This is a genomic window from Cohnella candidum, from assembly GCF_003713065.1.
Classification (GTDB): domain Bacteria; phylum Bacillota; class Bacilli; order Paenibacillales; family Paenibacillaceae; genus Cohnella; species Cohnella candidum.
Genome location: NZ_CP033433.1, coordinates 2063737 through 2085880, shown reverse-complemented (window position 1 = coordinate 2085880; position 22144 = coordinate 2063737). Strand labels below are relative to the sequence as shown.

Sequence of the window (22144 nt, the reverse complement as noted above, 5' to 3'; positions counted from 1 at the left end):
AGGAGGACACAAGCTTTGGCAGACGTAAACGTAGGGATCGCTTTCGCGGCCGGGTTCGCTTCTTTCATTTCCCCGTGCTGCTTGCCGCTTTATCCGTCCTACCTTTCTTACATAACGGGCGTTTCCGTTACTCAGATCAAGACGGATACGAGCCGGCAAATCCGGGTCAAAACGATGACCCACACGCTTTTTTTCATTTTGGGATTCTCGATGGTGTTTTTCGCCCTCGGGTACGGAGCCAACGCTTTCGCCGAAACGTTCCGGGAATACCAGGACGTCATCCGTCAGATTTCGGCCATCCTGATCGTGTTGATGGGCTTGTTCCTGCTCGGGATCTTCCAACCCCAATTGCTCATGAAAGAACGCAAAATGGACGTATCCACGCGACCTGCGGGATACGTCGGTTCATTCGTGTTCGGCGTCGGCTTTTCCGCGGGCTGGTCGCCTTGCATCGGACCGATCCTGTCGTCGATCATTCTGCTCGCGGCGAGCAACCCCGGCACTTGGGCCGGGCTCACTTCCGCTTATTCGCTCGGCTTTGCCGTCCCTTTCTTCGTGCTGGCTTTCTTCATCGGTTCTACGCGGTGGATTTTGAAATATTCGAACGCGATGATGAAGATCGGCGGCGCGCTCATGGTCGTCATGGGGCTGCTGCTGTTTACGGACCGGATGATCGTCATCACGATCTGGCTTCAAAGCATCACGCCGGACTGGCTCAAGTTTTAAGGCTCAGGTGAAATATTCGATCCGGGCGGACGGGAAGGTTCCGAAAATCCGCTCGGTGAGAAATTCCCGCAGGGCATCGGCTTGTTCGTCCGGATACACGTACTTGTGCTGCCCCCAGCGTCCCCATTTTTTCTTCCGCTTTTCCTCGTCCATCTCCAGCTTCGTCTTCGGATACCTTTTCTGGATGACCGTTTTCGCCGTTTTCGTGAACCTGTGCTGGATTAGCTCGAACGTTAAGTCGTTAGACGCCTCCGGAGGCAGGGCTTTCCCGAGTTTCTCGAGCAGCTCCGCGTATCCTTCCTGCCAGCCGTCGTACCAGATGATCGGCGCAATGATGAACCCGAGCGGGTAACCGGCCCTGGCGATTTTTCCGGCGGCTTCGATCCGCTCCATGAACCGGGACGTCGCCGGCTCGAAGTGTTTGATCACGTAATCCGAATTGACGCTGAACCGAATCCTCGTATTTCCGTTGTGGGCCAGCGGCAGCAGCGAATCGACGTGGTGGAACTTCGTGACGAAGCGCAGCCGGCCGAGCGGCTGCTTCGCCATGAAGAGGATGGCATCGGCCAGCGAGCCGGTAATGGGCTCCAAACCGACGGGGTCGGACGTACACGCGGCTTCGAAGCGGGTGATTTCAGGCGCCCTTTCGTCGATGTACCCTTGCGCGGCTTCGAGGATTTCATCCATGTTCACGTATACGCGCACATACGGCTTCGCGCCGAGCGTCGTCTGAAGGTAGCAATAATGGCAATGGCCCATGCAGCCTGTCGCAAGGGGGAGCGCGTATTCCGCCGAAGGCTTGGACGTATCGAACTTCAGCGTTTTGCGGACGCCGACGACCAATGTCCTTTTGGCGATTTTGTATTGTTCGAGCTCCGTTTCGCCCGGCAGGTCCGTAATGCGGTTATGGGAAGTGGTCGTCCGGTAAGGAAGTCCTTTGCTTTTCACGTATTCCAAAATACGCTGGCCTTTCGGATAATCCAGAGCGGCAGGTTCGAAATACACCAGCTCAGGCAGAAATACGGACGTTTCTTTCGGCGCCGCGCGCTCGGCTTTCGGGGGATCCAGGGTAACGGTGCTCAAAGCGCTGAACCTCCTTTTCCCGTAGTGTTCGCGCGCGAATCCCGCGTCATGAGAGGGGGCTGCTGCCAGAAACGGACTTGCCCGCCGCCTGCGGCTAAGTGTATGATACTTAGAGCAAGCGACCGCATGGGAAAGGGGGATTCGGCGTGCCGACCCCGAGTATGGAAGATTATTTGGAGCGGATCTACAGGCTGATCGACGAGAAGGGATACGCCCGCGTATCGGACATCGCCGAAGGCCTTGAGGTTCATCCCTCTTCCGTCACGAAAATGATCCAGAAGCTCGATAAGGACGATTACCTGATTTACGAGAAATACCGCGGGTTGATCCTTACGCATAAGGGTAAACGGATGGGCAAACGGCTCGTCGACCGCCACCATCTGCTGGAAACGTTCCTGAAAACGATCGGCGTGCTGGAGGAAAACATTTACCGCGACGTGGAAGGAATCGAGCACCATTTGAGCTGGGATTCCATTACGTGCATCGAGACTTTGGTGGAGTATTTTAACCGGGACGAATCACGGAAAACGGAACTGCAGCGGATTCGCTCCGAACTGGATAATGAATGACCGAAGAAGCTTTTCCGATGGCCGGAGAAGCTTCTTTTCGTTTGTTCCCCTGAACTTAGAAAAGTCCTAACGGCCGGAAGCCCCGCATAGGATGGAGCAGAAGACGGAGCGAAAAGCGGCGGGGGGATGACCCATGGAAACGACGCTCGTGAACGCGGTTTTCGAAGGCGGGGGAGTGAGGGGCATTTCGCTGGCCGGAGCCGTAAGGGCCGCGGAGCTGGCTTGCGTCCGCTTCCACCGGGTGGCCGGTACGTCGTCCGGCAGCATCGTGGCGGCATTGGTTGCGACGGGATACACCGCCGTCGAAATGAAGGAGATCATCGGTTCGACGCCGTTCCGGACGTTCATGCAGAGGGCGCCGATTTTCAACGTGGGGCTCGTGGGACCAGCCGTTCGTATGCTCCTTAAGAAAGGGCTTTACTCCGGTGACGCACTGGAAGCTTGGGTAGCGGGTCTCCTAGCTGCTAAAGGGGTGCGGGTGTTCGGGGATTTGCCGCCGGGCAAGGTACGGATCATCGCTTCGGACATTACGAACGGCAAGCTGCTCGTTTTGCCGGACGACATCGCCGATTACGGTTTGGATCCGGCTCGTTTTCCCGTCGCCAGAGCGATCCGGATGAGCACGAGCATCCCGTATTTTTTCGATCCGGTTGTTCTGCGGCAGCCGCTTCGCCCGAGAAAGGCCTATTCCAAGGAAATCCTCCGCGCCAAGTTCTCTTATATCGTGGACGGCGGGCTGCTCAGCAACTTTCCGCTCTGGCTGTTCGAGAAAGACATGTTGGAAGGAAGCCCCGTGCCCGTGGTCGGATTCCAAATGATCGGCCGGTCGGAAGTGAAACAGCATCGGATCAGCGGGCCGATCACGATGTTCCAGGCCATGTTCGAGACGATGCTCGGCGCGCACGACGAGAGATACATCGAAGAGCAGAAGTGGCTTCGCACGATCCGCATCCCCACGCTCGGCGTCGGCACGACGCAGTTCGATTTGAAGCCGGAAGTCAGCTTAAGCCTTTACGAAGCGGGACTGGCGGCGGGCCAGAAGTTTTTCAGCCGTTGGGACCGGCGCACGGGGAAGCAGAGGACGGAGTTGCCGGGCACCTTTATGAAATGAAGGCAAAACGAACGCCTCCTGCCGAATCGGCGAGGAGGCGTTCGTGATTTCTTACCTGTCAGTGATAGCGGGGCGGTTCTTCTTCATCCTGGCCTTTACGGCCTTCGATGACGCGAAATGGGGAAGTTTGGCGTTTGTTTTTCGGCTTCTCCGGCTGCCTGCGGGTCTGCCGCGGCGAAACGCGGGTTTGCCGCGGTCTGTAAGAACGTTTCTGCATAAAGAAGGATAGGACGAGCAGTACCGCGATAATCGCGATCGGAATCACCAGGGATCTGACAAGCGCCTCGAACTGAGTCGCAAAACCCAAAACGGCAAGCGGCAGAATCACGTAAAACATCGGGTGGAAGCGGCTTTGCATGGCGATTCCTCCTCTCGGATTTACACGGGATTGACTTGTTTGTCCAGCTCTCTCATGCGGTTGAAGGATGCTATCGACACGGCGACCTGGTCGTCGGTCGGCTCTTTGGTCGTGAGAAGCTGAAGCCAAAGGCCGGGATAACCAAGCGCGCGGAGCACCGGGATGTCGCGAAGCGCGTTCGTGCCCCGGAGAACCTCGTACGAGACGCCAAGCACGACGGGGAGCAGCAGAATCCGCTGGAGCAGGCGTTCGGCCATCGAGTCCCAACTGAAGAAGGAATAGATGATGACGCCGACGATGACGGTGAAAATGATGAAGCTGCTGCCGCAGCGGTAGTGGAGCCGGCTTTGTTTCTGCACGTTCTCGACGGTTAAATCCAGGCCGGCTTCGAACGCGCTGATGACCTTGTGCTCTGCGCCGTGGTATTGGAACAGCCGTTTGATCAGAGGCGTCTGCGAGATGCCCCAAAGGTAGGCCAGCAGCAGGATGATCTTGATCACGCCTTCGAGAAGGTTGTGTAATATTCTATTCTGAAATGCGTGTCCGAAGAGCAGGCTTTCCAGCGCGGCCGGCACCAGCGTGAGCACGAATTTCCCGAGCAGGAACGACAGCACGCCGACCACGGCGACGCCGAGGATCATCGTGAGGTTCCATTTTTCCTTCGGCTTCTCCGCGGGCGCTTCCTGCGGATCCGTCTCGTCTTCCGCGTACGCTTCTGCAGAGTACGTCAAATGCTGCGAGCCTTTCGCCGCGGATTCGATAATGCCGACGATGCCCCGGATGAAAGGGATCTTTTTGACGGTTTTCAAAAAGGACGAGGACGCGCTCCTCGGGACCTCGTAAAAGGTGATTTCTTGGTTTTTGCGCCGGACCGCCGTCACGTTCACGTTCCTTCCCGCGAACATCACGCCTTCGATCACGGCCTGTCCGCCGTAAACGGCGGGGGATTGGGACATTCCTGCTCACCTGCTTCGTATGAAATGTACTTCTATTTTACTAGATCGGGTAGGAGATTGCCACAGGCAAGCAACGGCGCCGGACGCGGAGTAAGGGAACCTGCCAAAGGGTAGCCTAACGTTTAACTTTGGCTGAGGTGCTGGAAGGAGGTGGGGGCGTTGGAGCGCCATTCCGCGCAGAAGCGGCAGGGGGACCGGAACGTCACCGAGCCGGTCGTTTATTGTCTTAAAATCGGTTTTTTCGCGGGGGTGATTTGGGGGGCCGTCCGATGGCTCGCCGTCGCCATGAACTTCACCCGGGTCCCGCAGGCATTCCTGGTCGACCCATGGGTAAGGAGAAGCGCGTTGTACCACGTGACTTGGCAGCTCGTTGGTTATGCCCTGTTCATTGGGATGTCGATCGTGGCGGCGTTTGCCTATTATTTGGTGTTCAGGAGGTTCCGCGGGCCTGCGGCCGGTATCGCGTTCGGGCTGGGCTGGTGGGCTTTGCTATATCTGTCGATCGGTCCGATGATGAAAGCCGTCCCTCCGCTGGGCAAAATCGGTTGGAACAGCTTGATCACCGATATGTGTCTGTTCACGGTATGGGGATTGTTCATCGGCTACAGCATCGCTTACGAGTTCAATGACGATTCGCGCCGGGAGTTCAAGCTCGCCAACGTCTGAGGAATAAGGCACAGCCTGATTTTGGGGTTAATTTCCGCTTTCCGCTGTGATACAATTTGCTGGTGATAAATACCGGCATCGCGGCGGTCAAGGTGATAACGTCGGTTTGCCGGAAGCGGAAGGAACGTGCCCATTATGCCCAGTATTCTGGTATTGAACGGACCCAACCTGAACATGCTCGGCATCCGGGAGCCGGGCGTCTACGGGTCCATGACGCTGCAGGAAATCGAAAACCGTTTGAAAAAGCATGGGGAGAGCCTGGGGGTGGAATTGGAGTTTTTCCAATCCAACCATGAGGGAGCGCTCCTGGACGCCATCCATGCGGCATACGGAAAACACGACGGGATCCTCATCAATCCGGGCGCGTTGACCCACACGAGTTATGCGCTGAGAGACGGCCTTTCGTCGGTGGGGCTGCCGGCGGTGGAAGTTCATCTGTCGAACATCCATAAGAGGGAGGCGTTCCGCCACGTCTCGGTCACGGCCGCGGTGGCGGTCGGCCAGATCTCCGGCTTCGGGGCCCTCGGGTACGAGCTCGGATTGACCGCGTTGCTTCATCATATCCGGAATTAAGGGAGAGATCGGGATGCCGAACGAAAGAGTGCGCAAGCTTCAGGGGAAAATCGCGGAAGCCGGAGGACAGGCCATGCTGGTGGGCAGTGACGTCAACCGCAGGTATTTGTCCGGATTTACGGGTTCGCACGGTGTATTGCTGATTTCGGAAGACCGGGCGGCTTTGATCACGGACTTCCGGTACCAGGAACAAGCTCCGAAACAGGCGGCGGGTTACGAGATCGTCGTGCACGGAAGGGACATCAACGCGACGATCGCCGATCTGCTCAAGGAGTGGGGAATCGGGAAAATCTTATTTGAGGACAGCCGCGTCACGTTCGCGGAGCACGCCGCTTGGACGCGGGCGTTCGTTCCGGCGCAGCTGCTGCCCGCGGGCGGCATGATCGAGGATCTGCGCGTCGTCAAGGACGCGTCGGAGCTGGCGATCATGCAGGAAGCCGCCGACCTTGCGGACCGCACGTTCGAACATATCCTCGGCTTCATCAAGCCGGGCTTGTCCGAGCTTGAAGTCGCGGTCGAAATGGAAACGTTCATGCGCAAGAACGGCGCTTCCGGACCGTCCTTCGATACGATCGTCGCATCGGGCGAACGCTCGGCGCTGCCGCACGGCAAAGCCAGCGAGCGGATCGTCGGCCGCGACGAATTCGTGAAGTTCGATTTCGGCGCCCTCTACAAAGGGTATTGCTCGGACCTCACGCGAACCATTGTCATCGGCAAGCCGTCCGACAAGCATAAGGAAATTTACGCGATCGTCAAGGAAGCGCAGCAATACGCGCTGGACCACCTCAAGCCCGGCATGACGGGCCGCGAAGGGGACGCCTTGACGAGAGATATCATCACAAGGTATGGTTATGGTGACCATTTCGGCCACGGGACAGGCCACGGCCTCGGGATGGAAATCCATGAGGCGCCCAGGCTTTCGCTTACCGGCGACTTCGTGCTTCAACCCGGCATGGTCGTGACGGTCGAGCCCGGCATTTACCTTCCCGGCTTCGGGGGCGTAAGGATCGAGGACGACGTCGTCATCACCGAAACCGGCATTCAAATTCTTACACGCTCCCCCAAAGAACTCATCGTATTGGACTAAGGAGCGACGTTTCCACAGGAGGGAACTTTCAGTGATTTCCGTTAACGATTTCAAAACAGGCCTTTCCATCGAGGTAGACGGAGACATTTTCTCCGTTACCGACTTCCAGCACGTCAAGCCGGGTAAAGGCGCCGCTTTCGTACGTTCCAAGCTCAAAAACCTGCGCAACGGCAACGTCGTCGAGAAAACGTTCCGCGCGGGCGAAACCGTCGCACGCGCCATCATCGAAAACCGCCAGGTCCAGTACCTGTACAACTCCGGCAACGAATACACGTTCATGGACAACGAGACTTACGACCAGTTCGAGCTGGACAAGAAGCAGCTGGAGTGGGAAATTAACTTCCTCAAGGAAAATATGAACGTGAACATCTCGAGCTACCAAGGCGAGATCATCGGCATCAGCCTGCCGAACAGCGTCGAGCTGACCGTTACGGAAACCGAGCCGGGCATCAAAGGCAACACCGCGACCGGCGCCACCAAAAGCGCCAAAGTCGAAACCGGCCTGAACGTTCAAGTGCCGCTGTTCATCAACGAAGGCGACGTGCTCCTGATCGACACGCGCGAAGGCAAGTACGTTTCCCGCGCGTAATTCGCCGATTTGCGATAGGAATCCCCGCTTCGTCCGGCTTGCCGGCGGCGGGGATTTTTCGCGTTTGCAGGCAGGGAGGGGGCGAGTATTTTGGGAGTGGGTCGGCGGATGGTGGGAGTGCGTGCGGGTTTAAGTAAAGGTGATTTCGGAGCGAGTCTTGTTACGCTGGAGTGCCGATTACGGTCTCACCGTCTTGGGGAGTGGATTTGGTTACATTGGCGTTACCGAAGACGGTCCCACCGTCTTGCGGGGGAGATTTGGTTAGTTTGGAGTTGCCGAAGACGGTCTCACCGTCTTGCGGGGCGGGTTTGGTTACTTTGGCGGTACAGAAGACGGTCTGACCGTCTTGTGGTGCATGTTGACTAAATGGTGGGAGTGCGTGCGGGTTTAATTAAACGAGGGTTACTTAAGTCGGCGGATGGTGGGAGTGCGGCGGGTTTAAGTTCTGTCGGCGGATGGCGTGGAGCGCGCGGGTTAATCGGAAATTCCTGCTAACTTACCGTACATCCCTGCGAATAGGGAGCCGATAACCGGTTTTTCCGATTAACACATTAATTCCTGTCCTAAATCATCCGAGTTAACCTGGTTTTCCGATTAATTCACCCTACAAAGCCCCAAATAAACGGAGATAACCGGAATACACGATTAACTCCACGACTCACCACCCCAACGCAGCGACCATAACCGGAATTTCCGGCTATCGCACCCCTCCGCATGCCCCCGAATGAGCCCTTGGAATCCCCTCTATTTCACTGAATTTTTATGCTTTTTGCACCCCGGGTCCTATGTTATAATATTAGGCATTATGCAAATGTTTTAACTTGAGGAGTGAACACCGTTGGCTTTGATCGTGATGAAATTCGGCGGAAGTTCCGTCGGGACCACGGAGCGGATGGGACGCGTCGCGCAGCGCATCGTCGACAAGAAGCTGCAAGGCGACCGCGTCGTCGTCGTCGTATCGGCGATGGGAGACACGACCGACGACTTGATCGACAAATCGAAAGAAATCAACGATAATCCGCCCGCCCGGGAGATGGATATGCTGCTGACGACCGGAGAGCAGATTTCGGTCGCGCTGCTGTCCATGGCCATCCACAAGCTCGGCCACCCAGCCAAGTCGGTCACCGGCTGGCAGGCGGGCATCCGGACCGAAGCGGTTCATGGCAAAGCGCGGATTACCGATATTACGCCGGACCGGCTGCACAAAGCGCTGGACGAAGGCAACATCGTGATCGTCGCCGGCTTCCAAGGCATGACGGACGACGGGGAAATCACGACGCTCGGCCGGGGCGGTTCGGACACGACGGCCGTTGCCTTAGCAGCCGCTGTCAAGGCGGATGTCTGCGAAATTTACACCGACGTGGACGGGATTTACTCGACCGATCCCCGCATCGTCAAAAACGCGCGCAAGCTGGATGCCATTTCGTATGACGAAATGCTCGAGTTGGCTAACCTGGGAGCGGCCGTGCTGCATCCCCGAGCCGTGGAATACGCGAAACATAACAACGTGAATTTGGTGGTGCGTTCCAGCTTTACGCAGAACGAAGGAACGCTCGTGAGGGAGGAAGCGGAAATGGAACAAGGGGTCGTCGTTCGCGGCATCGCTTATGACAAAAACGTGGCAAGAATCAGCATTTTGGGCGTGGCGGATATTCCGGGCGTCCTGGCGAAAATTTTCACCGCGCTGGCGGAAGCCGGCATCGACGTGGACATCATCGTGCAAAGCGGCGTACAGAACGGCAAAGCGGATTTCTCGTTCACCGTCTCCCTTGCGGATCGTTCCCGCGCGATGGACGTCATTGGCGGCATTCGCTCCGCGGTGCCTTATGACGAAGCGACTTACGAAGAAAACCTCGTGAAAGTGTCGATCGTCGGTGCGGGCATGGTTTCGAACCCCGGCGTTGCGGCTCGCATGTTCGAAGCGATCTCCAAGCTGGGCGTCAGCATCAAAATGGTCAGCACGTCCGAAATCAAAGTGTCCTGCGTCATCGCAGCCGAGCCCGTGCAAGAAGTCGTTCGCGCGCTGCACACCGCTTATGGCTTGGACACGGCGGATACGGCCTTCGTCGGAGGCCCCCAGGATCGCCGTTAATTCAACAAGCACATAGAACAATCGAAAGCCTTCGGAAACCGCTGGATTCAAGCGGTCGCCCGAAGGCTTTTTTGCGTCGGATCCCGGATCATTTGCCGGCGATCAGCTGCACGATTTTGAGAATGAGCGCGGTTAATCCCGCTGCCATCAGCGGTCCTACGGGGATGCCCCGAAGCATGACGATGCCGATGATCGAGCCGATGACGAGTCCCACGATGAGCTGCGGATCCACCTTCAGCAGGTCGAGGCCTCTGCTGTTCAAATAGGTGGCGACGGCGCCGCCGAAAAGCGCCACCCAACCGGTCCAGCTGGTGAACGCGGCGGTGACGTCCTTCACCTGCATTTTCCCGGAGGCGAAAGGCACGAGGACGGCGAGCGTCAGGAACAGCAGGCCGAATTCCAGGCCGCGCCGTTCGATGACCGGCAAAAACCGCTGAAAATGGATCAGCTTGACGATAAGCAGCAGGCAGGCTGCCGTCGTGATGATCGGGGAACGGCCCAGCAAGCCGATGATGATGAGAGCGACGAGCACGATTTCACCGTTCATTGGACGAAGCACGCTCCCGGTTACGGATTGGTAAGCCGCGGCGAGCATGCGGCGTCTTGTACACGATATGGAACAAGCCTGCGAAATAGAACGAGAAAAGCCCCGCGGACCCATCCGCGGGGCTTTGCCGTGCCGTTCGTCAAATCACGTAATCGGAAAACGCGCCGCCCAGCTCGAAGGTATCGGAGCGAAGTCCCCTGCGCATCGTTTCCAGCGCCATCACGTCATGGACGGGAATGTTGCCCAGGTTGACCTCCGGCCCGATCGACTTGATCAGCGCGACTTGCTGTTCTTTCTGCGGCGCTTCCCACAGGATTCGGCTCCGGTTGGGGATGATGCGGAGCATTTCGCTCAACGTCTGCTCGCGGCAGCTTCCTTTTTCGTCAAACAGACCTACGCCGACGCCGGACTCCCTCGCTTCCACCGTCACGAGCTCCGCACCGGCCTCGAAATCCCGTTCGGCCGTTTCCGCGAACTCCTGCACGTCGATCCGGGAGCCGAAAATCTTTTTGCCATACTCGGTATAAACTTTCAAGCCAAGCGCCGCAGCGTCGCGGATCAGCTCGTCACGGCGGTCGCGCGGCAGCTCGATCGTGCCGTCGGACACTTCGATCCCGTCGAAGCCGAAGCCCAGTACCTGCCGGAAAAACGCAGGGACGACGTCCCGGGCCACGGCCGCTTCAAGGAGCGTGCCGCCCGGAATGACCGTAATCCGGCTGCGTTTCGCCCACTCGATTTTCCTCGTGAGCAGTTCCACAGGGTAGAGCGGCGAAGTGCCGAAGCCGAATTTGATGATGTCGATATACTCGCCCGCCGCGGCCAACAGGTCTTCGAACGCATGCTGGCCCAGTCCCTTGTCGATGACCATCGTGATTCCCGCGGCGCGGGGTTTCGCCTGCCGGCGGCCGCTCGGATCCGAGAGAGCGCCGGGCCACATCAGGTTGGAGGTCGTTTCCATGTTCTACTCTCCTCGTTTGTCTACAAGGTGGAATGTCAAAAGCAATATATGCAACCGCCTATCCGCGGGTTCCCTCCGTTCCGCGAAAGTAGACAAGTTAGGCGGGCCGTCCGCATAAACGTATAACGAACCTGCATTCCAAGGAGGGAGAACATGGACAAGGCCGCCATGAGCATGGCGATCCTCAGAATGCTGTCCGGCAGTCTCGAATTAACGGCGGCGATCGTCATGATCCGGCTCAACAGTGTCGAGAAAGCGCTCGTGGTCAATTCCATGCTGGCGCTTGTGGGTCCGCTCGTCCTCATTTCGACGACGGCGATCGGGCTTGTCGGCTTATCGGACAAGCTGTCCCCGGCCAAGATGATTTGGGTCATGGCGGGTGTCGCCTGCCTGCTCATCGGAATCCTCCGCAAAGGCTGAGGGGACCGGGACGGGTTGGCATATTCGGAATGTCCAAGCATACACATGAAAAAGCAAAGGACAACTTGTGCCGGAAAGGGGGTCTGACGGTTGGCGACATCATTGCCGGATCTTTTCGCGCCTCCCTTGCGCGGCGTGCTGGAGCATCTGCCCGAGCATGCCGGCGCAACGCTGGAGGAAATCCGAATCCGCGAGAACCGTCCGCTTGAGATCGGCTTCGCGGGCCGCCATGCCTTCGTGAAGGCGGACGGCTCACTGACCTCGGATTACCGGCGGGCTTACTCGCCGGGAAGAGAAGAATGCCGGGCATTGCTGGAAAGAATCACCCATCACTCTTTATACGCGGTAGAAGAAGAGCTGAGACGGGGCTATATCACCGTGGACGGAGGCCACCGTATCGGACTGGCCGGCCGCGCGGTGCTCGATCGCGGAAACGTCGCGCATTTGAAGGATATCTCGGGGTTCAACGTGCGGATCGCCCGGTCGCGTGCCGGCTGCGCCGCCGGGGTGCTTCCCGGCATCCTTGACCTCCGCGGGAGGACGATCAAGCATACGCTCGTCGTATCGCCGCCGCAGCAAGGCAAGACGACGCTGCTCCGGGATTTGGTGCGCTGCATCAGCGCCGGGGAATGGCATCATGCCGCAGCGGCGGAATGGGGAGGCCGAAAGGTGGGCGTGGTGGACGAGAGATCGGAAATCGCCGCCTGCCAAGCGGGCGTCCCGACTTTCGATCTCGGCCCGCGGTGTGACGTGCTCGATGCTTGCCCGAAAGCGGAAGGCATCATGATGATGGTCCGCTCGATGTCGCCCGAGGTGGTGGCCGTGGACGAGATCGGGCGGCCCGAAGACGCCGCAGCGCTTAAGGAAGCCCTGCATGCCGGCGTTCGGGTGCTGGCGACCGCGCACGCTTCCGGCTTGGACGACGTCTTTTCCCGTCCGGTGCTTTCGGCACTGGCCGAGGAAGGAGTGTTCGGGACCTTCGTGCTGCTCTCGCGGTCTGGAGGAAAAGTCGAGCACCGCATCGTCACCGCGGAAAACGCGGCCCGGGAAATCAAATCCCGGCCGCAGCCGGCGATCCGCTCTCCCGACGGCCTTACGGCGGAAAGGAAGGGGCTATGATCCAATTCGCCGGCGCGATCCTCGTGCTTTTCGCGGGCACGATGATCGGTTATCTGCAAGCCGCCCGCTATGCCGCGCGTCCCCGGCAAATCCGCCAGCTGACGCACGCGCTGCAGCGGCTGGAAACGGAAATCCAATATGGCCAGACGCCGCTGCCGGAAGCCTTATCCCGTATCGCGGAAGTGGTTCCGCCTCCGGTGTCCGGGCTGTTCTCCGAAATCGCCCGATCGCTGGCGGGAGGCACGGGCGCCACGGTCCGGGAGAGCTGGGAGAAGGCGCTGGCCGAAGGCTGGGGCCGGACGTCCATGAAGCAGCCCGAACGCGAAGCGTTGGCCCGTTTGGGATCCACGCTGGGGGCGAGCGGACGCGAGGACCAACTGAAACACGTAAGGCTGACGATGATCCAGCTTCAGACCGAGGAGGCGGCGGCCAGGGACGAGCAGAACCGTTACGAGAAAATGAGCCGCAGCCTGGGCGTTCTCGGAGCCGCACTCGTCGTCATTTTGATGCTCTGACGTACCAACGATCGGAAGTTTTTCCTGGGTGACAGTGGGGGGCCGAGAATGCGATGAATATCGACGTCAGCACCATATTCCAAATCGCCGGCATCGGAATCATCGTGGCCATGATCCATACGGTGTTGAAGCAGATGGGCAAGGAGGATATGGCGCACTGGGTCACCGTCATCGGCTTCGTCGTCGTTCTCTTCATGGTGGTGAGGCTTCTCAACGAACTTTTTCAGGAGATCAAAACGATCTTCCTGTTCCAGTAGGTGAGGTCGGTGGATATCCTTCAGATCGTCGGCATCGGGTTTCTCGCGACCGTACTCATCCTGGTCATCCGGGAACAAAAGCCGATGTTCGCTTTTTTGCTCGCGGTCTTTACCGGCGTCGGCATCTTCCTCGCCTTGATCGGGAAGATCGGGGACGTCGTGTCGGTGTTGGACGATTTGGCCGCCCGTTCCGGCATTCCTTCGGTGTATTTGAAAACGATGCTTAAAATCATCGGAATCGCCTACATCGCCGAATTCGGCGCCCAAATCGTGCGGGACGCGGGACTGGAAAGCATTGCTTCCAAAATCGAGTTCGCGGGGAAAATGCTCATCCTCGTCATGGCGATTCCCATCATCAGCGTCATCGTCGAAACCGTGCTGAATTTGCTGCCGGCCTGATCAAGCGGTCCGCCGGCCGGTCGGGAGGGAGAACATGCGCCGCCGCTTATCCGTCCTCGTTCTCATGTTCGCCTTGTGCCTGACCGCCGCCGCGCTTTTGTCGCCGGCCCCGGTTTCCGCCCGGGCTGCCGCGCCGGAATCCGGCGCGGCACCCGCGGAGCCTACCGGGGAACCGGGCAGCTTTGTGACCGAGCTAGCCCAGAAGCAGTCGCACGACATGGAAATGAAGGAAATCGAAAGGTATTGGGAAGACCTCAAGACTCGCTATGGAGGTTACTTTCCGGAGGGCAAGCTTCCCGAAATCCGGCAGCTGATGTTTCCGGACGGCAAGCCGTGGAGCATGGGGCAGGCTTTCGCGGGGCTGCTCCGGTTTTTCCTCCACGAGGTGCTGTACAGCGGCAAGCTGCTCGTCACGATCGTTCTGCTCACGGTGTTCACCATGATCCTCGAAACGATGCAGACGGCGTTCGAGCGCAATGCGGTCAGCAAGGTGGCCTACGCGATCGCATATCTGGTGCTGCTGATCCTGGCGGTGAACAGCTTCCGGACGGCGACCACATACGCCTCCGAAGCGATCCAGAACATGGTCCAGTTCATGCTGGCGATGGTCCCGCTGCTGCTGACTTTGATGGCGGGCACGGGCAGCGTGGCTTCGGTCGCGGTACTGCACCCGCTGATCGTGTTCATGATCCATACGGTGGGGACGTTTATCCATCTGTTCGTGTTCCCGCTGCTGTTTTTCTCCGCCGTGCTTCATTTGGTCAGTTCGATCAGCGATCGCTACAAAGTGACCCAGCTCGCCAACCTGCTGCGCAACGTCGGAGCCGGCGTCATGGGCGTCATGTTCACGATTTTCCTGGGTGTGCTCTCTATCCAGGGTGCGAGCGGCGCCGTCGCCGACGGAGTCGCCATGCAAACGGCCAAATTCGTGACGGGAAATTTCGTTCCGGTCGTCGGGAGGATGTTTTCCGACGCGGCGGATACGGTCCTCTCCGCCAGCCTGCTCGTGAAAAACGCGGTCGGCCTGGCCGGCGTCATCGTCCTGCTGTTCCTGTGTGCGTTTCCCGCCGTCAAAGTCCTGACGCTCGCGCTCATTTACAACGTGGCGGGCGCGGTGCTTCAGCCGCTCGGTCAGTCGCCGATCGTCGCGTGCCTGCAGACGATCGGGAAGACGCTCATCTATGTGTTCGCGGCGCTGGCCGCGGTCGGATTGATGTTCTTTCTGGCCATCACCATCGTCCTGACCGCGGGGAACGCCGCCCTCATGATCCGGTGACGGGGAAGGTCGGAAAGGAAGTGCGCGAATGGGCTTGATGGAGGGACTGTCCGGCTGGCTGAAGCAAATCGTGGCCGTCGTGCTGCTCGCGGGTCTCGTCGACCTGCTGCTTCCGAACAAGACGATGCAGCGCTACGTGCGGCTGGTCGCGGGGCTGTTCATCCTGTTGACGGTGGCCACGCCGATGCTGAACTGGCTCCACAGCGACTTCGGCAACAGACTGGCGGCCGGGCTCGAAACGTCCCAATCGGATGACCGGGCATCAGCGGAGGAGTTGTCGAAGATCAAGGAGGAAGGCCGCAAGTGGCAGGCCAAGCAGCAGGAAGAAGCCGAGCAGGTGACGGCTGGACGCCTTCGCGACGCGATCAAGGAAGACGTCGAGCAAAGCGAAGGACGCAAAGTCGTGCAGGTGGCCGTGCAGCTTCGCCGATCTCCCGAAGGCCAGCTCGACGTGGAAAGCGTGACCGTCACGATGGCCGGGCCGGAGGCGGGCACGAACCGCGGAACCGGCGGAACCGGAGGAACCGCAGAAGCAGGCGGTGACGCCGAGCCGGATCCGGAGGCGTCGCCCGGGTCTAAGCCGGTGGAGCAAGTACAGCCGGTCGCGCCGGTGATCGTGGAAATCCCGCCGAGCGATCGCGCGGCCGGAGGCGAAGCGGAAGAGAACCCGGCCGACCGGGAAACGCGCAGCCGGGTGACGGCGCTCCTCTCCGCCAAATACGGAGTGCCGGCGAACCGGGTGCAGGTGCTGGCGGCGGACGCCGCGGACGAGAGGAGGTGAGCGCATTTGGCCAAGTGGCTGGAACGGTTGGAGTCATTCATCGGCGGCGGGTCGGGCGGGGGCCGCAGGATCAAGACGTTCCGGTGGCTCATCCTGCTCGGATTGATCGGCGCCGCGCTGCTGCTCGCTTCGTCGCTCCTGAACGTCAAGCCCGTGGATCCCGGCAATCAGACGGAAATCGTTCCGCCGGGCGACCAGGACGCGCCGCAGGATCAGGAAACTTTCATGGGCGGGGGAACAGCTAAGAACGATCCGTTCGCCGATATCGAATCCCAGCTGGAAAGCCGGCTGAAGGACCTGCTCGAAACGATCGTCGGCGTCGGAAGCGTCAACGTTCTCGTGACGGTCGAATCGACGGAAGAAACCGTCGTGCAGCTCAACGAGAAGAAAACGCAGCAGCTGACCAACGAGTCGGACCGCAACGGTACGAGCCGCCATATTACGGATGTCACGACGGACGGCCAAGTCGTCCTTTACGAAGTGTCGGGGGGCCAGGCTCCCATCGTCGTCAAGAAGCTGAAGCCGAAGGTGAGGGGGGTCGTCGTCGTCGCCAAAGGCGCGGAAAACGCCACGGTCCACAAGCTGGTCCAGGAAGCGGTATCCCGCGGTTTGGACGTGCCGATGCACCGCATTTCGGTCGTTCCGAGAAAATCTTGAACAAACCTGATTGGGGAGGAAGGAAAAATGAACAACAAGCGTCAAACGATTTGGCTGGTGTCCATGCTTAGTCTGATGGTGATTTTGTCCGCGTACTACCTGTTTACCGAGGACGTGACCCCGTCCCAGAGCGCCAGCGGCACGAAGCAGCAGACCCAGACGCTGGACAGCGCGGGCGCCTCCGGCAAGGACAACGGCATCGAGGTCATCGAGGAAGATGCCACGGCTTCCGGCGCTGCCGACGCAGCAGGCGGCAAAACGGACTCTTCGTCCGCGCAGGACGAGGCCGCGACTTCGGGCGACCAAGGCAAGAGTGACGGCAAGAGTGACGGCAAGAGCCAGGAGCAGGCGGACGGCGGTACGGTTTCTCCGGCCGACGAAGCGGTGCTGAATGAGTACACGAATCTTAAGGGCTCCGAATACTTCGACCAGCTGCAACGCCTGCACGAAGAGAAAGTGGCTAGCGAAAGCGAGAAATTGAGCGCGATCATCGCCGACACCAAAAACCACACCCAAGAGCAAGCCTCTTCGGCCGTGGAAGAGCTGGCCCGACTGGAAGACACGGATTCCCGCATGACCAGCTTGGAAGAGAAGCTGCTGCAGGACTACGACAACGCCGTCGTGACGGAAGACGAAATGAATTTCAAGGTCGTCGTGCAAGCCTCCAAGCTCGAGAAAAAGCAAGCCGTGAAGATCATCGACCTGGCATCCAAAGAATTGAACGTTTCGCCGAGCCGCCTGTCCGTCCAATACGTGCCGTAAGCGACAGTCGAACACGAAGCCTCCCGCCCGCCGTGACGCGGCCCGGGAGGCTTTCGTTTGTTTCACTGGGCGAAACCCGGCAGGCATGGTAAAATTGGGACATCCTACCGAATGAGGTGATCTGGGTTGATCGGCAGAAGCGGAAACCCGACTTTAAACGACAAAACTTTCGACAATGTGAAAGGGCATTACGGACAAGAGACGATGACGCTGGAGGGCACGGTGAACAAATCATTCATCACGCTGGCCATCCTGCTGGGCGCGGCGTTCTGCACCTGGGCCATGTATTACGAAGGAAGGAACGTCGCCCCGTATGCCGTCTTGGGCGCGATCGGCGGCTTCATCCTCTCTCTCGTCATCAGCTTCAAACCGTCTTCCTCCCGCGTACTCGTGCCCGTATACGCCGCGCTGGAAGGCTTGTTTTTGGGCGCTTTGTCCGCGATCTACGACGAGCAATTCCATGGCATTACGCTTCAGGCGGCCCTGCTGACGATGAGCGTGTTTCTCGCTCTGCTGCTCGCTTACAAGACAAGGGTCGTCCGCGCGACGGAAAACTTCAAGCTGGGCGTCATAGCCGCGACCGCCGGCATCGCGATCGTTTATTTGATCAATATCGTGCTTCATTTTTTCGGCATGAACGTACCGTACTTGCACGATAACGGCGCGATCGGCATCGGCATCTCCTTGGTCATCGTCGTCATCGCGGCGCTGAACCTCGTGCTGGATTTCGACTTCATCGAATCCGGCGCCCGGAACGGAGCCCCCAAGTACATGGAATGGTACGGGGCTTTCGGGCTTACGGTGACGCTCGTCTGGCTGTACGTCGAAATCATCCGGTTACTGGCCAAATTGCGGAGCCGGGACTAAGCTTTGAAGCTCGGAAAGGCGCGTTCCCTCCCTCCGGAACGCGCCTTTCGCATCGACGGGCACCTTTCCCGACCTTTCCATTTCGACCGATTATGGTATAATGGATTCCGTTATGGGATCGTACAAGCGTGCGGTTCCCTTGCGAATGCCCGACCCCTTAAGCCAAGGAGTGGACTTGATGTTCAAGCTCAGCGAAATCAAAGAATTGATCAAATTGGTGGACCAAACGTCCGTACATGAAGTCGAAATCGAGAACGAAGGAACGCGCCTTGCGATCCGCAAGCCCGGCCGCACGGAAGTCGTGAACGTGCAAACCTCACCGATCGCCCATACATACGTACCCGCTGCCGCTCCGGCTCCGGCCGCGCCGGCGCCCGCCCAGCAAGCGGAGCAGCCCAAAGCTCCCGCGGCAGACACGAGCAATCTGCACCGCATCACTTCCCCGATGGTCGGCACGTTCTACCGCGCTCCTTCCCCGGATGCGGCGTCATTCGTCAACGTCGGCGACCGCGTGACCGAGAAAACGGTCGTCTGCATCCTGGAAGCCATGAAGCTGATGAATCCCCTCGAAGCGGAAGTCAAAGGCCAGATCGTCGAAATCCTCGTCGAGAACGGCCAACTGGTCGAGTTCGGCCAGCCTCTGTTTCTGGTCAAACCGGAATAATCGCGTTATCGCCATTCGTTTGACAGCCGACGCCGCGCCCGACGCGGCGCATTTCGGCTGCACTTTGACGACCGAACCGAGCGCGGAAGCGCGGACGTTCGGTCGCGCGGGTTAAAGGAGGATCCCCCCTTTGAAATTCCATAAAATTTTGGTGGCCAACCGCGGAGAGATCGCCGTCCGCATCATTCGCGCCTGCCGCGAGCTGGGTATCGCCACGGTGGCCGTTTACTCCGAAGCCGACCGCGAGTCCCTTCACGTCCGATTGGCGGATGAAGCCTACTGCATCGGACCGACCGCTTCCAAAGACAGCTACTTGAATTTGACCAACATCATGAGCGTCGCGACGTTGACCGAATGCGACGCCATTCACCCGGGTTACGGGTTCCTTTCCGAAAACGCCGATTTCGCGGAAATTTGCGAAACGTGCAATATTACGTTTATCGGCCCTTCCGCGAGCGCCATCAGCCGGATGGGCGACAAGTCGGTCGCCAAGCAGACGATGAAGGAGGCCGACGTTCCGGTTATCCCGGGCTCCGACGGTTTGGTCGAGGATATCGAGGAAGCCGTGCAGGTCGCTCGCAAGATCGGGTATCCGGTCATCATCAAAGCGACGGCCGGGGGCGGAGGCCGCGGCATCCGGCTGGCCGACGACGAGGAAATGCTCGTCCGGGAAATCACGACGGCCCAGCAGGAAGCCCAGAAAGCGTTCGGCAATTCCGGCGTGTACCTGGAGAAATACCTCACGGGCATGAAGCACGTCGAAATCCAGATCATCGCCGATAAACACGGCAACGTATGCCATCTCGGCGAACGCGACTGCTCCGTGCAGCGCCGACGCCAGAAACTCGTGGAAGAGGCGCCTTGCCCCGTCATGACGCCGGCTCTCCGGGAGCGCATGGGGCAAGCGGCTGTCCGAGCCGCCCACGCGGTGAACTACTCCGGCGCCGGGACGATCGAATTCCTGCTCGGACCCGACGGCCAGTTCTATTTCATGGAAATGAACACCCGCATTCAGGTCGAGCATCCGGTGACGGAAATGATCACGGGCGTCGACCTCATCAAGGAAATGATCGCCGTCGCCGAAGGCGAACCGCTGTCCTTCTCCCAGAAGGACGTGCAATTCGACGGCTGGGCGATCGAATGCCGCATCAACGCCGAGGATCCGGACCGCAACTTCATGCCGTCCCCCGGCAAAATCTCCTTCTACCTGCCTCCGGGAGGACCCGGCGTGCGTGTGGACAGCGGCGCTTATCCGAATTACACGATTTCGCCGCATTACGATTCCATGATCGCCAAGCTGATCGTCTGGGCGCCGACGCGCGAAGAGGCGATCGCGAGAGCGCGCCGAGCGCTCGGGGAATTCATGGTCGACGGCGTCAAAACGACGATCCCGTTCCACTTGAAGCTGCTGGAACATCCGGTATTCAACAAAGGCACGTTCGACATCAAGTTCCTCGAAGAGCACGATGTGAACGCGCCTGCGGAGGCGTGACAATCGGGCGGTCTCCGGGCCAAGCGTTTGTCATAATTATCCGCTAATGCTATAGTTATAATAACGAGGGCAAACGGCCCGCACCAGGGAGTCTCGGTCAGATGGAGGTGGAGGTACGCTTGGAAACGATAGCCCCGGATTATGAAAGAACGGTCATGGGCACCATCGAAATCGCGCCGGAAGTGATCGAAGTGATCGCCGGTTTGGCGACGGTCGAAGTGGACGGCGTGGCCGGCATGAGCGGCGGAATTTCCTCGGGGATCGGGGAATTGCTCGGCCGCAAGAACTTGTCCAAAGGCGTGAAAGTGGAAGTCGGTCAGCGCGAAGCCGCCGTCGACGTTTCTATCATCGTTCAATACGGCAGGCGCATTCCCGAAATTTCGGCGGAAATCCAGCGCAACGTCAAACGGTCGATCGAAATGATGACCGCGCTGAACGTCGTCGAAGTGAACGTACACGTTCATGACGTGCATTTCAAAACGGCCGACAAGCCCGAAGAAGAAGAAGCGAACGCAAGAGTAAGATAATGACGCTGCTTCCGGCAGCCCAAACCCGAAGTCCTCCGGCGGGGAATTCCATGCGGATTCCCCGAAGAGGACTTTCCGGGTTTTTGTACGATATCGCTCCACAGCTTCATGTCACCGGTTGGGGACTAGACGAGGAGGACGCTCAGTTGATCAGAGTGTTGGACAGGCTGCTTCTTTTTTTATACAGCATTCTCATCGGGGCTGCCGCAATCATCGCGATCATCGCGGCCAGCGGCGGGTTCCAGGTCTCATTTCTTCAAAATGTCGTAAGGGATTTCACGGGAGGCTTGCGGACCGTGCAGGGCGCCGTCATCGGCGTATCCATCGTGATTCTGCTGATCAGCCTGCGCTTCTTCATCGTATCGGTCCGCCGGGGAGGCTCGACCGCTCCTTCCATTAACCAGCGCACGGAGCACGGCGACATCCGCATTTCCGTGGAAACCGTTGAAAACCTGGCGCTGAAAGCCGCATCCCGCACGCGCGGGGTGAAAGACCTGAAAGCCCGCGTGCGCGTGACCGAATCCGGGCTTGAAATCCTGATCCGCGCTTTCATCGACGGAGAAGGCTCGATTCCCGCGCTTTCGGAAGAGATGCAGCGGACCGTATCCCAGCAAATCGAAGACGCAACCGGCATTCCGGTGGCGGATGTATCCGTGTTTATCGCGAACGTGATACAGTCGCAGGCATCCTTCAAGAGCCGCGTGGAATAGGAGGGACCGACCATGTGGAAACCGTGGTGGGACGCCTATGGCGGCCGCGCTTGCGGCGTGGCGGCAGGGCTGTTTTTCGGCCTCATCTATTTGATCAGCGGATTTTGGGACATGCTGTTCGTCGCATTGCTGGTCGGTATCGGATTTTGGGTCGGCAAGCAGAAGGACGACAACCGGGGCCCGCTGCTGCCTTGGGACCGATTGACGGACTGGATGACGGACCGTTGGCCGTGGTCCCGGTAAGAGCCCTGTGAAGTGTTCCTGCTTCGGGAAGGCGGGCGCCGCTCCGGCGGTATCCGCTTCTCGGCGAAGGAACGGGTCATAGGTTTTTTTGTTTTCAGCATTCCCATACTAGTAAAAATCGCAAGGCATGTCGTACAGCG

At 59.0% G+C, this 22144-nt stretch carries 28 protein-coding genes; 23 read left to right on the top strand and 5 right to left on the bottom strand.

Features of this window, described 5'->3' with window-relative positions; genetic code table 11:
• Nucleotides 1-15 precede the first annotated feature (15 nt).
• Nucleotides 16-726, top strand: a complete 711-nt coding sequence (locus tag EAV92_RS09910) for a cytochrome c biogenesis CcdA family protein (RefSeq protein ID WP_123040931.1) — start codon at nucleotides 16-18, stop codon at nucleotides 724-726.
• 3 nt (nucleotides 727-729) lie between these two features.
• On the opposite strand, the gene splB is transcribed toward EAV92_RS09910, so the two are convergent.
• The gene (gene splB / locus EAV92_RS09905; RefSeq protein WP_420888812.1) at nucleotides 730-1809 is read right to left on the bottom strand and encodes a spore photoproduct lyase; all 1080 of its coding nucleotides are present in this window, start codon (nucleotides 1807-1809) and stop codon (nucleotides 730-732) included.
• A 146-nt stretch (nucleotides 1810-1955) separates the two neighbouring features.
• Here splB and mntR point away from each other — a divergent pair, with 146 nt between their 5' ends.
• Together mntR and EAV92_RS09895 are read left to right on the top strand one after the other, a co-directional pair.
• Nucleotides 1956-2378 carry a transcriptional regulator MntR gene (mntR, locus tag EAV92_RS09900; protein ID WP_123040930.1) on the top strand — a complete coding sequence of 141 codons (423 nt, stop codon included), beginning with the start codon at nucleotides 1956-1958 and terminating at the stop codon, nucleotides 2376-2378.
• A gap of 133 nt (nucleotides 2379-2511) precedes the next feature.
• Nucleotides 2512-3489: a patatin-like phospholipase family protein gene (locus EAV92_RS09895; RefSeq protein WP_123040929.1), complete on the top strand. Its 978-nt coding sequence runs from the start codon at nucleotides 2512-2514 to the stop codon at nucleotides 3487-3489.
• Between the two features lie 58 nt (nucleotides 3490-3547).
• Here the strand turns inward: EAV92_RS09895 and EAV92_RS09890 are convergent, their stop codons facing one another.
• The gene (locus EAV92_RS09890; RefSeq protein WP_123040928.1) at nucleotides 3548-3847 is read right to left on the bottom strand and encodes a hypothetical protein; all 300 of its coding nucleotides are present in this window, start codon (nucleotides 3845-3847) and stop codon (nucleotides 3548-3550) included.
• A 20-nt stretch (nucleotides 3848-3867) separates the two neighbouring features.
• Nucleotides 3868-4803, bottom strand: a complete 936-nt coding sequence (locus EAV92_RS09885; RefSeq protein ID WP_123040927.1) for a DUF1385 domain-containing protein — start codon at nucleotides 4801-4803, stop codon at nucleotides 3868-3870.
• A 159-nt stretch (nucleotides 4804-4962) separates the two neighbouring features.
• Here EAV92_RS09885 and EAV92_RS09880 point away from each other — a divergent pair, with 159 nt between their 5' ends.
• The 5 genes from EAV92_RS09880 (at nucleotide 4963) to EAV92_RS09860 (ending at nucleotide 9810) form a co-directional block, all read left to right on the top strand.
• Nucleotides 4963-5469: a YqhR family membrane protein gene (locus EAV92_RS09880; protein ID WP_164472713.1), complete on the top strand. Its 507-nt coding sequence runs from the start codon at nucleotides 4963-4965 to the stop codon at nucleotides 5467-5469.
• A gap of 135 nt (nucleotides 5470-5604) precedes the next feature.
• On the top strand, nucleotides 5605-6042 hold the full coding sequence (gene aroQ / locus EAV92_RS09875; protein WP_123040925.1) for a type II 3-dehydroquinate dehydratase: 438 nt from the start codon (nucleotides 5605-5607) through the stop codon (nucleotides 6040-6042).
• Between the two features lie 13 nt (nucleotides 6043-6055).
• Complete coding sequence (locus EAV92_RS09870; protein WP_123040924.1) at nucleotides 6056-7129, top strand: M24 family metallopeptidase; 1074 nt, start codon at nucleotides 6056-6058, stop codon at nucleotides 7127-7129.
• Between the two features lie 31 nt (nucleotides 7130-7160).
• A complete protein-coding gene (efp, locus tag EAV92_RS09865) occupies nucleotides 7161-7718 on the top strand; it encodes an elongation factor P (RefSeq protein WP_123040923.1) in 558 nt (185 codons plus the stop codon).
• An 838-nt stretch (nucleotides 7719-8556) separates the two neighbouring features.
• Nucleotides 8557-9810 carry an aspartate kinase gene (locus tag EAV92_RS09860; protein WP_123040922.1) on the top strand — a complete coding sequence of 418 codons (1254 nt, stop codon included), beginning with the start codon at nucleotides 8557-8559 and terminating at the stop codon, nucleotides 9808-9810.
• A gap of 88 nt (nucleotides 9811-9898) precedes the next feature.
• Here EAV92_RS09860 and EAV92_RS09855 read toward each other — a convergent pair whose 3' ends face one another.
• Together EAV92_RS09855 and comA are read right to left on the bottom strand one after the other, a co-directional pair.
• A complete protein-coding gene (locus tag EAV92_RS09855; protein ID WP_123040921.1) occupies nucleotides 9899-10357 on the bottom strand; it encodes a DUF441 domain-containing protein in 459 nt (152 codons plus the stop codon).
• A 139-nt stretch (nucleotides 10358-10496) separates the two neighbouring features.
• Complete coding sequence (gene comA, locus EAV92_RS09850; protein WP_123040920.1) at nucleotides 10497-11315, bottom strand: phosphosulfolactate synthase; 819 nt, start codon at nucleotides 11313-11315, stop codon at nucleotides 10497-10499.
• 153 nt (nucleotides 11316-11468) lie between these two features.
• Between comA and EAV92_RS09845 the strand changes: the two genes are divergently transcribed.
• From EAV92_RS09845 to EAV92_RS09775, 15 genes are all read left to right on the top strand, one after another.
• Nucleotides 11469-11735 carry a YqhV family protein gene (locus tag EAV92_RS09845; protein WP_123040919.1) on the top strand — a complete coding sequence of 89 codons (267 nt, stop codon included), beginning with the start codon at nucleotides 11469-11471 and terminating at the stop codon, nucleotides 11733-11735.
• A gap of 90 nt (nucleotides 11736-11825) precedes the next feature.
• On the top strand, nucleotides 11826-12854 hold the full coding sequence (spoIIIAA, locus tag EAV92_RS09840; RefSeq protein ID WP_123040918.1) for a stage III sporulation protein AA: 1029 nt from the start codon (nucleotides 11826-11828) through the stop codon (nucleotides 12852-12854).
• A complete protein-coding gene (gene spoIIIAB / locus EAV92_RS09835) occupies nucleotides 12851-13369 on the top strand; it encodes a stage III sporulation protein SpoIIIAB (RefSeq protein ID WP_123040917.1) in 519 nt (172 codons plus the stop codon). Before spoIIIAA ends, spoIIIAB begins: the two co-directional genes overlap by 4 nt.
• 53 nt (nucleotides 13370-13422) lie before the next feature.
• The gene (gene spoIIIAC / locus EAV92_RS09830; RefSeq protein WP_123040916.1) at nucleotides 13423-13626 is read left to right on the top strand and encodes a stage III sporulation protein AC; all 204 of its coding nucleotides are present in this window, start codon (nucleotides 13423-13425) and stop codon (nucleotides 13624-13626) included.
• 9 nt (nucleotides 13627-13635) lie between these two features.
• On the top strand, nucleotides 13636-14025 hold the full coding sequence (gene spoIIIAD, locus EAV92_RS09825) for a stage III sporulation protein AD (RefSeq protein ID WP_123043667.1): 390 nt from the start codon (nucleotides 13636-13638) through the stop codon (nucleotides 14023-14025).
• Between the two features lie 34 nt (nucleotides 14026-14059).
• A complete protein-coding gene (spoIIIAE, locus tag EAV92_RS09820) occupies nucleotides 14060-15301 on the top strand; it encodes a stage III sporulation protein AE (RefSeq protein ID WP_123040915.1) in 1242 nt (413 codons plus the stop codon).
• A gap of 28 nt (nucleotides 15302-15329) precedes the next feature.
• Complete coding sequence (spoIIIAF, locus tag EAV92_RS09815; RefSeq protein ID WP_123040914.1) at nucleotides 15330-16082, top strand: stage III sporulation protein AF; 753 nt, start codon at nucleotides 15330-15332, stop codon at nucleotides 16080-16082.
• 6 nt (nucleotides 16083-16088) lie between these two features.
• On the top strand, nucleotides 16089-16739 hold the full coding sequence (gene spoIIIAG / locus EAV92_RS09810) for a stage III sporulation protein AG (protein WP_123040913.1): 651 nt from the start codon (nucleotides 16089-16091) through the stop codon (nucleotides 16737-16739).
• Between the two features lie 27 nt (nucleotides 16740-16766).
• Nucleotides 16767-17501, top strand: a complete 735-nt coding sequence (locus tag EAV92_RS09805; RefSeq protein ID WP_123040912.1) for a SpoIIIAH-like family protein — start codon at nucleotides 16767-16769, stop codon at nucleotides 17499-17501.
• A gap of 126 nt (nucleotides 17502-17627) precedes the next feature.
• The gene (locus EAV92_RS09800) at nucleotides 17628-18368 is read left to right on the top strand and encodes a Bax inhibitor-1/YccA family protein (RefSeq protein ID WP_123040911.1); all 741 of its coding nucleotides are present in this window, start codon (nucleotides 17628-17630) and stop codon (nucleotides 18366-18368) included.
• A 178-nt stretch (nucleotides 18369-18546) separates the two neighbouring features.
• A complete protein-coding gene (gene accB / locus EAV92_RS09795) occupies nucleotides 18547-19032 on the top strand; it encodes an acetyl-CoA carboxylase biotin carboxyl carrier protein (RefSeq protein WP_123040910.1) in 486 nt (161 codons plus the stop codon).
• A gap of 130 nt (nucleotides 19033-19162) precedes the next feature.
• The gene (gene accC / locus EAV92_RS09790; protein WP_123040909.1) at nucleotides 19163-20524 is read left to right on the top strand and encodes an acetyl-CoA carboxylase biotin carboxylase subunit; all 1362 of its coding nucleotides are present in this window, start codon (nucleotides 19163-19165) and stop codon (nucleotides 20522-20524) included.
• A gap of 119 nt (nucleotides 20525-20643) precedes the next feature.
• Complete coding sequence (locus EAV92_RS09785; RefSeq protein ID WP_123043666.1) at nucleotides 20644-21051, top strand: Asp23/Gls24 family envelope stress response protein; 408 nt, start codon at nucleotides 20644-20646, stop codon at nucleotides 21049-21051.
• Between the two features lie 146 nt (nucleotides 21052-21197).
• On the top strand, nucleotides 21198-21761 hold the full coding sequence (gene amaP / locus EAV92_RS09780) for an alkaline shock response membrane anchor protein AmaP (protein WP_123040908.1): 564 nt from the start codon (nucleotides 21198-21200) through the stop codon (nucleotides 21759-21761).
• 12 nt (nucleotides 21762-21773) lie between these two features.
• Nucleotides 21774-22004, top strand: coding sequence for a DUF2273 domain-containing protein (locus EAV92_RS09775; RefSeq protein ID WP_123040907.1), 231 nt, complete (start codon nucleotides 21774-21776; stop codon nucleotides 22002-22004).
• The last annotated feature ends 140 nt before the right edge of the window (nucleotides 22005-22144 follow it).